Genomic DNA, 12330 nt, shown 5'->3' with positions numbered 1-12330 from the left:
TCGCTGACGCTCCTTCACATCCGGAAGACGCCGTAGGAAACGGGGTCGAGCGGCGCTTGCGCGCAGACCGAGAGGGCAAGTCCGAGCACGGTTCTGGTGTCGGTGGGCGCGATGACGCCGTCGTCCCAGATCCGTGCGGTCGCGTAGTAGGGGTTGCCCTGGGTCTCGTACTGCTCCCGGATCGGCGCCTTGAACGCCTCCTGATCCTCCGCCGACCACGGCTTGCCCGCGCTGTCGAGCTGGTCGCCGCGCACGGTCGCCAGCACCGAGGCGGCCTGCTCGCCGCCCATCACCGAGATCCGCGAGTTCGGCCACATCCACAGGAAGCGCGGCGAATACGCGCGTCCGCACATGGAGTAGTTGCCCGCGCCGTAGGAGCCGCCGATCACCACGGTCAGCTTCGGCACCCGCGCGCAGGCCACGGCGGTGACCATCTTCGCGCCGTGCTTGGCGATGCCGCCCGCCTCGTAGTCGCGTCCGACCATGAAGCCGGTGATGTTCTGCAGGAACACCAGCGGGATCTTGCGCTTGTCGCACAGTTCGATGAAATGCGCGCCCTTCATGGCGGATTCGGCGAACAGCACGCCGTTGTTGGCGACGATGCCGACCGGGTGACCGTGGATGCGGGCGAAGCCGGTGACCAGGGTCTTGCCGTATTCGGCCTTGAACTCGTGGAAGCCCGCCTCGCCGTCGACGATCCGGTCGATCACCTCGCGCACGTCGTAGGGGGTGCGCGGGTCGACCGGGACCACGTCGTAGAGCTCGTCCTCGTCCTTGGCGGGCGCAGTGGTCGCCAGCACCTCCCAGGGCGCCTCGGGCTTCGGGCCCAGGGTGCCGACGATCTTGCGGACGATGCGCAACGCGTCGCGGTCGTCCTCGGCGAGATGGTCGGTGACGCCGGAGGTACGCGAGTGCAGCAGGCCGCCGCCGAGTTCCTCGGCCGTGACGACCTCACCGGTCGCCGCCTTCACCAGCGGCGGGCCGCCGAGGAAGATGGTGCCCTGGTCGCGCACGATGACGGCCTCGTCGGCCATCGCGGGCACGTAGGCGCCACCGGCGGTGCACGATCCCATCACCGCCGCGATCTGGGCGATGCCCTTGGCGCTCATGTTGGCCTGGTTGTAGAAGATGCGGCCGAAGTGCTCGCGGTCGGGGAACACCTCGTCCTGGTGCGGCAGGAAGGCGCCGCCGGAGTCCACCAGGTACACGCACGGGAGGTTGTTCTGCGCGGCGACCTCCTGCGCGCGCAGGTGCTTCTTCACCGAGATCGGGTAGTAGGTGCCGCCCTTGACCGTCGCGTCGTTCGCCAGGACCAGGCACTCGCGGCCGGCGATGCGGCCGATGCCGGCGATCACGCCCGCGCCGGGGCACTCGTCGCCGTACATGCCGTTGCCCGCCAGCGGGGACAGTTCCAGGAACGGGCTGCCGGGGTCGAGCAGCTGGTCGACCCGCTCGCGGGGCAGCAGCTTGCCTCGGGCCGCGTGCCGCTCGCGCGACTTCTGCGGGCCGCCCAGCGCCGTCGTCGCCAGCCGCTGGCGCAGCTCGTCGACCAGGGCGCGGTGCGCGTCCCGGTTGCTCGTCGCGGCTGTGGTGCCGTTGTCGAGGTCGTGCGTAACCGTCATCACGCCATCCTGCCATCCGGTTAATCGCCAATAACTGAAATTCAGGTTAATCTTGACTAACCAAGTTGTCCAGACCCGGCGGAAGGGAGTCGAGATTGGCCACGGTCGAACCCGCTCCGGCGACCCGGCGCGAGCTGATGAAAGCCCAGCGTCGCGAGCAGTTGCTCGACGCGGGCGCCCGGTTGATCGCCGATCGCGGGTTCTTCGGCGTGCGCCTCGACGACCTCGGCGCGGCCGTCGGGATCAGCGGACCCGCCGTCTACCGGCACTTCGCGAACAAGGAGGCGCTGCTGGTCGAGCTGCTGGTCGGGGTCAGTGAGCGATTGCTCGCCGGTGGGCGCGCGGTCGTCGCGGCGGCGCAATCGCCCGCGGAAGCCCTGGTCGGCCTGGTGGACTTCCACCTCGACTTCGCCTTCGACGACCCCGAGCTCATCCGCATCCAGGACCGCGATCTGGACAACGTGCCCGCCGCCGACCGTCGCACCCTGCGCCGCACGCAGCGCCAATACGTCGAGGTCTGGGTGCAGGTGCTGCGCGAGGTGCATCCCGGTCTGGCCGAGGACACCGCCCGCGTCCAGGCCCACGCGGCCTTCGGGCTGATCAACTCCACTCCGCACAGCGCCGCCCCGGCGCGGGCGAGCAAGGCGCGGCCGGTGTTGCGGCAGATGGCGCTGGCGGCGTTGTCGGCCGAGCAGGCCTGATCGGCCGCGTGGGAACGCTGCCGCGGCCCGGCTCCGGGGAGATCAATCCAGTTGGCGCAGGAGCCAACTGGGGCCGACCGCGTCGGCACCGAGAGCGTCGACCCGGCGGCGGAGCTCCCGGTCGGCGGTGACGACGGTGAGCTGGTCGTAGCCGGTGGCCTCGGCGACCACGTCGACGATCTTGTCGTCGCCGGAGCGGTCGGCCAGCACGACGGTCAGGCGCGGGGCGGTCGGTGCGGCGTCGTCGGCCGCGGCCTTGGCGGCGCCCTCGAGGACGACGGTCACCGCCGTCGACGCAGGCAGGCGGGTCGTCAGGTCCGCGATGTTCGCCAGCAGCCGCCGGGCGGCGCCCGCGCGGTCGCGCCACCAGCCGTCGGCCTTGGCGCCGATGACATTGGCCGCGTCGACCACGATCAGCTGGGTCGGATCGCTCATCGGTCCAGTCTCCCCCCCGGCGCGCGCCCGGCGCTCGGCGGGCGCGCCGGATCAGGCGACGGCGGGCACCTCGACCGGGCTGAGGCGGCCGTCGGTCATCCGGTAGACCGCGTCCATCCGGTGCAGGTGGGTCGGGTCGTGGGTGACCAGGATCGTCGCCGCGCGGTGCTCGCGGGCGATGGTGGTGATCAGGTCGAGCACGGCGGCGCCGCGTTCGGTGTCCAGGGCGCTGGTCGGCTCGTCGACGACGAGCAGGGCCGGGTCGTTCATCAGGGCGCGGGCGATATTGACGCGCTGGCGCTGGCCGCCGGAGAGCTGCGCGGGCCGCTTGTCCGCGTGCTCGGCCAGGCCGACCGCGGCGAGCAGGTCCCGTGCGCGGGACCTGGTTTCACCCCGGCCGCTGCGCCGCTTGCCGCCGAGATGCGCGGTGACCTCCAGCTGTTCCAGGGCGGTCAGCGCGGGGATGAGATTGGGCTGCTGGAAGACGATGCCCATCGCGGTGCGGCGGACGGTGGACGCGGCTCGCCTGCTCAGCGTCGCGAGATCGGTACTGCCGGTGTCGGTCGCGAGGACGACGGTGCCCGTGTCGGGCCGGATCAGCGTCGCCGCCACCGCGAGCAGGCTGGACTTGCCCGAGCCGGACGGGCCGGTGACGGCGGCGATGGTGCCGCCGGGGACGTGCAGGTTCACCCGGTCGAGCGCGGTGAGCCTGCCCGTGCCGTCGGGGTAGGTGAGAGTGACGTCGGTGAGGGTCAGTGCCATGGTGGGTCCTTCAGCGGGTCGCGCCGAGCGCGGTCAGGGGATCGGTGGTGAACAGGAAGCGCAGCGCGACCGCGGCGCCGACGAGGCCGAGCGCGATCAGGGCCAGCGCGGGCACCAGGGTCGTCGACAACGACAGCACGAACGGCATGGCGTCACCGAGGAACAGGGAGGCCACCGCGGTGCTGCCGAGCCCGATCGCGACACCGGTGACCAGCACGATCGCCGCCTGCGCCAGCGCGTCGAGCGCCAGCGAACCGGTGGTCGCGCCGAGCGCCTTCAAGGTGGCGATGTCGGGTTGGCGCTGCACCGTCCACACGGTGAAGAAGGCCCCGATCACCAGCGCGGAGATGGCGAACAGCAGCACCGTCATCAGGGTCAGCGAGCTGTTCTCGGCCTGGTAGGAGCCGATCGCCTCGACGGCGTTCGCGGCGGGCAGCGTGCGCGTTCCGGCTTCGGCGTCGAGATCGTCGCGCGGGGCGTCGCCGAGCACGGCGAGCACGGTGGCCGCGCCCGCGCGAGGGCTGGCCGCCTGCCAGTCCGCCAGGCTCGTCCAGATCACCGGGGTGTGGCTGTACCACTCGTCGCCGGCGACGTCGGCGACGGTGAACTCGTGGCCTGCCAGCACCACGGTGTCGCCGGTGCCCGCGGCCAGTGCGCGGGCCGCGCCCGAGCTCAGCACCACCGCTCCCGGTGCGGTAGCAGGGTGATTGCTGAACGCTGCGGGGTCGCCGCCGAACAGCGCGACCTGCTCGGGGCTCGCGCCCACGTGTTCGGCGCGGGTCCGGGAGATGCCGACCGGGGTGACCTCGATTCCGCCCGTCGACCGCCACCGCGCGATCTGCTCCTCGGTGAGCACCGACGAGTCGAAGGACGGATCGGCGCCGGTCTCGGCGAACACCACCTGGTCGGCGCGCAGGCCCTGGACCGCGGAGATGTTCTGGTGCGCCAGCCCGGCGGTGAGCCCACTCAGAAAACTGACCAGCACCGCCACCAACAGGACGACGGTGGTGATCAGCAGGAAGCGGCCGCGGGCGGCCCGGAGATCTCGGAGTGCGACGAACATGCCTCCACTCTCGTCGCGCACGACCGCCACGCCATCGCACCGGCGCACGAAACGCGCTCCATCCAAGGACTGCCCGTGTTTACACCTTTCGATGGATGCCGGTCCGGTTGCCGCACATAAGCTGGTCGGGTGCACTCGTCCCCCCTGACTCCGGTGGTCACCACGCTGCGGCTCGGTCTGCACGTGCTGGTGACGGTGCTGGGCGCGGTGGTCGCGGTGCGAGCGCTGTTGCCCGGCGGCGGTGGGCACGGTGTCGGGGTGGTCGTCCTGACGGGAATCTGGCTGGCCGTCTACTTCGCGGGCACCGAACTGCCGCGCCGGGTCGCCTCGGGCGCCCCGGCCGGGGCGGCGCGGTCGCGGGCGGTGCCGGGCGCCGCGTGGGACGCGCGCAGGGCCGGGCTGTGGCTGGCCACGCTGACCGTGCTGTGGCTGGCGCTGCTCGGGCTGACCCCGGACGCGGTGTATCTCGCCTTCGGATTGTTCTTCCTCTACCTGCACTTGCTGCCGCGGCCGTGGAACCTGGTCGCGGTGGTGCTGGCGACGGCCGTCGGCGTCATCGGCTTCGCGGCGCACCGCGGCTGGTCGGTGGGCGCGGTGGTCGGGCCCGTGCTCGGCGCCCTGGTCGCCATCGGCATCGGGCTCGGCTATCAGGCGCTGTACCGCGAAGCGGTGGAACGGGAGCGGCTGATCGACGAATTGCTCGGCACCAGAGCGATTCTCGCCGAGCGGGAACGGACAGCGGGCAAGCTGGCCGAACGCGAACGACTGGCCAAGGAGATCCACGACACCGTCGCGCAGGGACTCAGCAGTATCCAGTTGCTGCTGCACGCGGCCGAGCAGGCGGCGCCGGATCATCCCGCACTGGACCGGATTCGGCTCGCCCGCGAGACGGCGGCCGAGGATCTGGCCGAAACCCGCAGACTCATCGACGAATTGTCGCCCGCCGCGCTGGACGGGCAGTCCCTCGCCGAAGCGCTGGCACGGATCTGTGATCGGGCGCGGTCGGCGGCGCTGTCGACCCAGCTGCTGGTCGAGGGCGAGCCGGAGCGGCTGCCGATGCCGGTGGAGGCCGCGCTGGTGCGGATCGCGCAGAGCGCGGTCGCCAATGTGGTCCAGCATGCCGGGGCGGCGCGCATGCGGGTCACCCTCACCTACGACGACACCGACGTGCACCTCGACATCGTCGACGACGGCATCGGCATCGACCCCGCCGTGCTGCGCGGGCCGCGCGCGGGCGCGTTCGGCCTGGCGGCCATGCGCAGCCGCGTCGAGCAGCAGGGTGGCCGGATGACGATCGAATCCGAACCCGGCCACACCGCCGTCACCGTGTCCTTCCCGCTGGGAGCGGTCGAATGATCCGGCTGCTGCTCGCCGACGACCACGCGATCGTGCGGGCCGGGCTGCGCGCGCTGCTCGAGGCGTCCGCCGACATCACCGTCGTCGGTGACGTGGCCGACGCCGACGCGGCCGTGGCGTTCTGTGCCGCCAACCCCGTCGACCTGGTCCTGATGGACCTGCGCTTCGGTGACGGCCGCTCCGGGGCCGCCGCCACCGCCGACCTGCGCGCCCTGCCCACCCCGCCGAACGTCCTGGTGGTCACCAACTACGACACCGACGCCGACATCCTCGGCGCCATCGAAGCGGGCGCCGTCGGCTACCTGCTCAAGGACACCCCGCCCGCCGAACTCCTCGCCGCGGTCCGCGCCGCCGCCGCGGGCGAGAGCGTGCTGTCCCCGACGGTCGCCTCCCGTCTGATGACCCGCGTCCGGCGCGCCGACACCACGTTGAGCCCCCGCGAAGTCGAGGTCCTGCGCCTGGTCGCGGCCGGCCTGTCCAACCGCGACATCGCCAAGCGACTGTTCCTCAGCGAGACCACCGTCAAATCCCACCTGGTCCACATCTACGCCAAACTCGGCGTCAAATCCCGCACCTCGGCGGTCGCCACCGCCCGCGAGCAGGGCGCGATCTGACACGCGAGGCCGCTGCCGCCGGTTCCCACGGCCCGGCGCCTACCCTGATCGCATGGCCTCACTCGCTGATCCCCAGGTGCGCGAATTCCTTTCCCATGGAACACGAACCGGCAAGGTGGCGTTCACCGGTGCCGATGGGCGGCCCTTGGTGACGCCGGTGTGGTTCATCGTCGAGGGCGACGAGCTGGTCTTCAACACCGGGAAGAACACCGCCAAGGGGCGGGCGTTCGCGCGGGATCCCCGGGTCGCGCTGTGCGTGGATCTGGAGGAGCCGCCGTACGCGCTGGTGGAGGTGCAGGGCACGGTGACGCTGTCGGAGGATCTCGACGAGCTGGTGCGGACGGCCACCGAGATCGCGGCGCGCTACATGGGGGCGGACAAGGCCGAGGAGTTCGGCAAGCGGAACGGGGTGGCGGGGGAGCTGGTCGTGCGGGTGCGCCCGACCAAGGTCATCGCCCACTTCCAGGTGACGGCGTAGGCAGGCCGGGGGTAGCGCTGCCGTCGCTGTTCGGGTCGACGGCGTCGGGGCCGGGGGCCGTGGGGTCGAACGGGGGCGGGTTGGTGCGGTCGAACAGCGGCGAGGAGCAGGTCGCGCCCGGTTCCGGTGTGGTGTAAGGGTTCTCGCGCAGGGCGAGGATGAACTGATCGATCCGGGGGTCGGCGGCGCTGTCGGGTTTCAGCTGGTGGCCCCACGATTGCAGCGAGATCGGGTGGGCCATGCCGGGAATCGGCGACATCAGGGTGTACGGCTTGTTCGTCACCCGCGCGGCGAGCGCGGCCTGATCCGCCGCGCTCACCTTGTCCGGGTTGTAGGCGATCCACACCGCGCCGTGTTCCAGGGAGTGCACCACGTTCTCGGTGCGGACGCCGGTGGCGTAGACGACGCCGTCGCAGGCCGCCCACCTGCTGTCGTGCGGTCCGCCCAGCGGTGGGATCACCGGATAGGCGACCCGCTGCGTGCTGGTCACGTGCAGGCCCGGCGGGAACTCGGTGATCTCGACGCCGGGGATCTCGCGGGAGGGGTCCTGGTTGTCCGCGGTCGGCACGAACGCATCCGTCGACGCGATGGCGGTGCCGTCGACTTTGCCGTCGGTCGCGCAACCCGCGGTGAGGAGTGTGGCGACCGCGATTCCCGCCGCGGCCGTGCGGGCGCGTCGCGCGCCGCTGGTCGTGTCCGAATTCCGCACCGCGGTCCCCTGTCGTCGTGGCGGCTACCGCCGTCGGGTCCGAACTTACTTGCCCGCCGCCCGCGCCACCCGGTTCACCTCGGATCTCCCGGTCGACAACCCCGATGACCTGCGCGAAAGCGCGCGTCGCTGCGGGGCCGAGGCGACAACCACGGCTACCGTTTCGTCAAGTTTCCTCGGCAACGGCGCTGGCGAACGGAGTTCTGGCATGGCCGGACGAACTGCGACGCGGGTGTGGCTCGCCGCGTCCCTGGGCGCGGTACTGGTCGTCGGCACCGCGGCACTCGCGCAGTCCCAGCCGCCGGGCCCGCCCGCCGAGCACGCGTCCGAGCATTTCGAGGACCCGGAGTCGGGGCTCGCGATCGACGTGTTCTATTGCAGCTCGGGGACGCAGACCTACACGGTGCCCGCCGGGACGACGAGCCTCTACATCGAGGCCGTGGGCGGCCAGGGGCAGACGCCGAATCCGAACTTCACCGGGATCGGTGGGCTCGGCGGTCAGGTCAGCGGCGGTTTGCGGGTGACGCCGGAGCAGCAGTTCCAGGTCCAGGTCGGGTGCGCGGGCGGCGCGAACGGCGGGTTCTCGCCGTATGCCCCGGGTGGGGCCAGGGGCGAAGCGGTCGATCAGGTCACGAATTTCGGGACGGTGTACTCGAGCGGTTGGGACGGCGGCGGTGGCGGCGGGGCCTCGGCCGTGCTCGGGCCCGACAACGCGCCGGTGCTGGTCGCGGGTGGCGGTGGTGGCGCGGGCGGCAACGCGCCGGACTGCTATTCGGTGTCGCCGGTGCAGGATTCGACGTTCTTCTACTGCGGCGGCGGCTCCCGGCGCGACGGCGGGAACGGGGGCGACGGTAGCGCGGCGGTCGGCTGGCAGGAAGGCCCGCCGTGGACCGGCGGTGCGGGCGAGAACAATCCGGCGGGCACCACGCCGAGCGGCCTCACGTGCGGTGGTCCGCGCGCGGGCGGGGCAGGCCACACCTTCGACACGACCGGCGGTGGCGGTGGGGGCGGTGGTGGTGGCGGCGGCTATCAGGGCGGCGAGGGCCAGGGCGGCGGCTGTGGTGGCGCCGCGGGGCCGGAGACTCCGATCTCGCACGGCCCGCACGCGGCGCCGGGCGCTGGTGGCGCGGGCGGCGGTGGCGGGACCTCCTACGCCTCACCGAGTCTGTCGAAGGCGAGCGTCACCACCGCCTCGGTCTCCGGCGACGGCTACGTCCTGTTCCTCACCTCCGCCGACGGCGTCCGGACGACGACCTTCGGCGTGCACGGCGACGCCGCGCAGTACTACTGCGTCGGCGACGGCGTCGACGAGATCTTCGCCGACGTGCTCGGCGCGGCGGGCGCGGGCGGCGGCCACGACTTCGGCGATGTCGGCACCGGCGGCGCGGGCGGCGGCGTGCAGGCCGTCATCGCCGTGCGGGAACGCACACAGCTGAAGATCGACGTCGGTCGCTACGGCGGACCGGGCGGCGGCTGGGGCTACGGCAAGGGCGGCGCGCGCGGCACCGCCGATTCCGGCGCCTCCTACAGCGGCGCCGGCGGCGGCGGCGCGTCGGCGGTGAGCCAGGACGCGGCCGATTGCGGCACCCGGCCGTCCCGCGACAGCGTGCCCCTCGTCGTCGCGGGCGGCGGCGGTGGTGGCGGCGGTAACGGATTCAGCGCCGACGGCGGTGACGGTGGCAGCGGCGGCCCGCGTCCCGGCGACGGCACCAGCGGCGGCTTCGGCGGCGGCTTCGGTGGGGAGGGCGGCAGCGAGCGCGGCGTCGACGGCGGCCACGCGACCGGTAGCTCCACCGGTGGCGGTGGCGGCGGCGGTGGTGGCGGCAGCCACGGCGGCGGCAAGGGCCACGGCGCGCAGGACGGGAACGACGGTGGCGGCGGTGGTGGCGGTGGCGGCCAGTCGATGGTCGTCCCCGTCGCCGGGCAGCGCCCGCATTTCTACAACGGCCCCGACGGCAGCTACGGCAACCGTGATCGCCTCAACGACGGCAAGGTAGAGCTGATCGTCCCGATCCCCTCGAAACGCAGCCGGGTGGAACTGATCTCGGGCAACAGTCAGAGCGCCTACTCGGGCCAGCCGTTCGCCCAGCCGCTGCGGGTGCGTTTCGTCGACGCGATCCACGGACCACAGGCGGGCAAATCGATCACCTTCTCGATGCCCGCCGGACAGCCGCGCGCCGCGGTCTTCGCCGACGGCGGTGACAGCACCCGGGTGACCACCGACGCCGACGGCTTCGCCCAGGTGAACCTGACCGCGCTGCCCGCCGCGCAGCAGGGCGAGCTGACCGGCGGATTCCTGGTCCGGGCCGCCGCCTCCGACGACCCGGCCCACCTGATCGGCGGCGCGGTGTTCCGGCTGCACGACGACCGGGTGCCGACCGAGATCGAGGTGACCACCAGCGCGCCGGACCAGATCTCGCAGGTCGGTCAGCCGGTGAGCTTCAGCGCGAAGGTCGCCCAGCAGCCGGGCACCACACCGGCATTCGGCACGCCGGCCGGGCATGTGCGCTTCGAGATCGACGGTGTCGCGACGCCGGGTCCGATCGAGCTGGTCGACGGGGTGGCGACCCTGCCCGCGATCAGCGGGTTGCGGCCGGGCACCCACCACGTGCTGGCGACGTATCTCGCCGACGACCCGGCCCGCGTCTTCGCCCCCGTCTTCGGCAGTGTCGGCCTGCTGGTGCAATCGGTGAAACTGCCCACCGAGGTGCGTCTGACGCTGCCGCCGTCGCCCGTCCTCGCCGGCGCGGTCGTCGGCGCCACGGTCACCGTGCCGACGCCGCAGCCGGACGCGCCGAAACCCACCGGTGCGATCCAGTTCGGTCAGAACGGGTCCCCGCTCGGTGATCCGGTGACCATCGCCGCCGACGGCACGGCGAGTTCGCCGCCGCTGCGCGCAGGCTCGGGGACGATCGAGGCGCACTATCTCGGCGACGAGGTCTACGAGCAGTCGCGGGTCGAGGCCGAGCTCACCGTCTACACCGCGACCTCGACGACCACGGTCGCCGCCAACCACAACCCGGTCACCTATTTCGAACAACTGGACCTCACCGCGACGATCACCCGTGCTCCCGCGGGCGAGATCGACACCGGCACCGTCCGGTTCGCCGCCGACGGAAAACCGCTCGGCGCGCCGGTTCCCGTCGACGACGGTCTCGCGATCGCCCGCGATGTCGACGTGTCCCACCTCGGCTTCGGCACGCACCTGATCACCGCCGACTACTCCGGCGACGCGGAGACCGGCGTCGCGCCGAGTCGCGGCACCATGACGCTCTGGGTGCTGAAGGTCGGTCAGTCGCCCGGCGACCACCCCGCTGACGTGGGCGTGCACCTCGACCTGCCACGCACCGCCGACCCGGGCGATCGGGTGACGGCGACGGTCACCGTCACCAATGTCGGCGGTCGGCAGGCGACGGAGGTCGAGGCCAGGCTGTCGACCCAGGGCTGGAGCCGGGTGGTCGATCCCGGCGGCGGCGAGGTGCGGCCGACGCACGTGCGCTTCCGGCTCCCCACGCTGGCGGCGGGCGAGACCAGGACCTACACCGTCGTCCTCGAAGCGCCGCCGCGCCTGGCGCTGATCACCGCGTTCCTGCACGCGTCCAGCACCAGCACCGACGCGAACCCGGTGAACAACCTGCATCTCGCGTCGACCTTCGTGCGAGCAGGGGCGAGCTGAGACCGATCCCGCGGCGGCTGGGTCCGGCCCGGCCAGCGACTCGCACGCGGGCCGGACCAGCGCCGGTAGCGGTCGGGAACATGCGGCACGCGCGATCTAGGCTGCTGGCATGACGGTGCATTTCATCGGGGCCGGCCCCGGCGCGGCCGACCTGCTGACGGTGCGCGCGGTGACGCTGCTGCGCGAGAGCCCGGTCTGCCTGTACGCGGGCACCTACCTCGACCCCGAGGTGCTGGCCCACTGCGCGCCCGGCACCGAACTGATCGACACCCAGCATCTCGACCTGGACCAGATCACCGACCGCCTCGTCCGCGCGCATCGGGCGGGCCACGACGTCGCCCGGCTCTGTTCGGGCGACCCTTCGATCTACTCGGCGCTGACCGAGCAGACTCGCCGCCTGGACGCCAACGGCGTCCCGTGGGACATCACCCCCGGTGTCCCCGCCTACGCGGCCGCAGCGGCTGCCCTGGGCGCCGAATTGACCGTCCCCGAGGTCGTCCAGTCGGTCGTGCTCACCCGTACCCGGGCTCGCTCGACCGCGATGCCCGCGGGCGAGGCCCTGGCCGCCTTCGCCGCCACCGGCGCCACTCTGATCCTGCACCTCGCCATCACCCGCCTCCGGGTCCTCGCGGCGGAACTGATCGACGAGTACGGCCCCGACTGCCCGGTCGCCGTCGTCTACCGGGCCAGCCAGCCCGAACAGCTGATCCTGCGCGGCACCCTCACCGATATCGCCGACCAGGTCGAAGCCGCCGACCTGCGCCGAGCCGCCGTGATCCTGGTCGGCCGCGCCCTGACCCCCTCGATCGACTGCGCCCAGTCCCACCTCTACGACCCGGCCCGCGTGCGCGAGCCCGCTGGGACAGACCGGTCGGTGTGAGCCACGCCTCATTCCCCGTGGCGCGGCGGTCCTC

At 72.4% G+C, this 12330-nt stretch carries 11 protein-coding genes; 6 read left to right on the top strand and 5 right to left on the bottom strand.

Annotation, left to right across the window (positions count from 1 at the left end):
* Positions 1 to 14: 14 nt before the first annotated feature.
* The gene (locus tag Q7X29_RS30840; RefSeq protein WP_255588116.1) at positions 15 to 1622 is read right to left on the bottom strand and encodes a carboxyl transferase domain-containing protein; all 1608 of its coding nucleotides are present in this window, start codon (positions 1620 to 1622) and stop codon (positions 15 to 17) included.
* Positions 1623 to 1759: 137 nt separating this feature from the next.
* On the opposite strand from Q7X29_RS30840, the gene Q7X29_RS30835 reads away from it, so the two are divergent.
* Positions 1760 to 2323 carry an SACE_7040 family transcriptional regulator gene (locus Q7X29_RS30835; RefSeq protein ID WP_218719695.1) on the top strand — a complete coding sequence of 188 codons (564 nt, stop codon included), beginning with the start codon at positions 1760 to 1762 and terminating at the stop codon, positions 2321 to 2323.
* A gap of 42 nt (positions 2324 to 2365) precedes the next feature.
* Here the strand turns inward: Q7X29_RS30835 and Q7X29_RS30830 are convergent, their stop codons facing one another.
* From Q7X29_RS30830 to Q7X29_RS30820, 3 genes are read right to left on the bottom strand one after another with little or no spacing between them, the layout of a single operon-like run.
* Entirely contained in the window at positions 2366 to 2758 is a 393-nt protein-coding gene (locus Q7X29_RS30830) for a PIN domain-containing protein (protein WP_218719675.1), read from the bottom strand.
* 51 nt (positions 2759 to 2809) lie between these two features.
* Positions 2810 to 3520, bottom strand: a complete 711-nt coding sequence (locus Q7X29_RS30825; protein WP_316576136.1) for an ABC transporter ATP-binding protein — start codon at positions 3518 to 3520, stop codon at positions 2810 to 2812.
* 10 nt (positions 3521 to 3530) lie between these two features.
* Positions 3531 to 4583, bottom strand: a complete 1053-nt coding sequence (locus tag Q7X29_RS30820) for an ABC transporter permease (RefSeq protein ID WP_218719677.1) — start codon at positions 4581 to 4583, stop codon at positions 3531 to 3533.
* 129 nt (positions 4584 to 4712) lie between these two features.
* On the opposite strand from Q7X29_RS30820, the gene Q7X29_RS30815 reads away from it, so the two are divergent.
* Genes Q7X29_RS30815 through Q7X29_RS30805 form a run of 3 tightly spaced genes read left to right on the top strand, consistent with a single transcriptional unit; the run spans position 4713 to position 7031 of the window.
* A complete protein-coding gene (locus Q7X29_RS30815) occupies positions 4713 to 5939 on the top strand; it encodes a sensor histidine kinase (RefSeq protein WP_218719678.1) in 1227 nt (408 codons plus the stop codon).
* Positions 5936 to 6553 carry a response regulator transcription factor gene (locus Q7X29_RS30810; protein ID WP_316576135.1) on the top strand — a complete coding sequence of 206 codons (618 nt, stop codon included), beginning with the start codon at positions 5936 to 5938 and terminating at the stop codon, positions 6551 to 6553. The genes Q7X29_RS30815 and Q7X29_RS30810 overlap by 4 nt, the downstream gene beginning before the upstream one ends.
* A 52-nt stretch (positions 6554 to 6605) precedes the next feature.
* Positions 6606 to 7031 (top strand): PPOX class F420-dependent oxidoreductase, encoded by a 426-nt coding sequence (locus Q7X29_RS30805; protein ID WP_218719680.1) that lies wholly within the window; start codon positions 6606 to 6608, stop codon positions 7029 to 7031.
* Here the strand turns inward: Q7X29_RS30805 and Q7X29_RS30800 are convergent.
* On the bottom strand, positions 7003 to 7740 hold the full coding sequence (locus Q7X29_RS30800) for a DUF3105 domain-containing protein (RefSeq protein ID WP_316576134.1): 738 nt from the start codon (positions 7738 to 7740) through the stop codon (positions 7003 to 7005). The genes Q7X29_RS30805 and Q7X29_RS30800 overlap by 29 nt on opposite strands.
* 208 nt (positions 7741 to 7948) lie before the next feature.
* On the opposite strand from Q7X29_RS30800, the gene Q7X29_RS30795 reads away from it, so the two are divergent.
* Positions 7949 to 11416 carry an Ig-like domain-containing protein gene (locus Q7X29_RS30795; protein ID WP_316576133.1) on the top strand — a complete coding sequence of 1156 codons (3468 nt, stop codon included), beginning with the start codon at positions 7949 to 7951 and terminating at the stop codon, positions 11414 to 11416.
* Positions 11417 to 11525: 109 nt separating this feature from the next.
* Entirely contained in the window at positions 11526 to 12296 is a 771-nt protein-coding gene (gene cobM, locus Q7X29_RS30790) for a precorrin-4 C(11)-methyltransferase (protein ID WP_316576132.1), read from the top strand.
* Positions 12297 to 12330: the final 34 nt, after the last annotated feature.

Source organism: Nocardia canadensis (assembly GCF_032656385.1).
GTDB lineage: Bacteria > Actinomycetota > Actinomycetes > Mycobacteriales > Mycobacteriaceae > Nocardia > Nocardia canadensis.
Note: the sequence above shows the minus strand (reverse complement) of the source record. Positions and strands in the feature narration are given on the sequence as shown.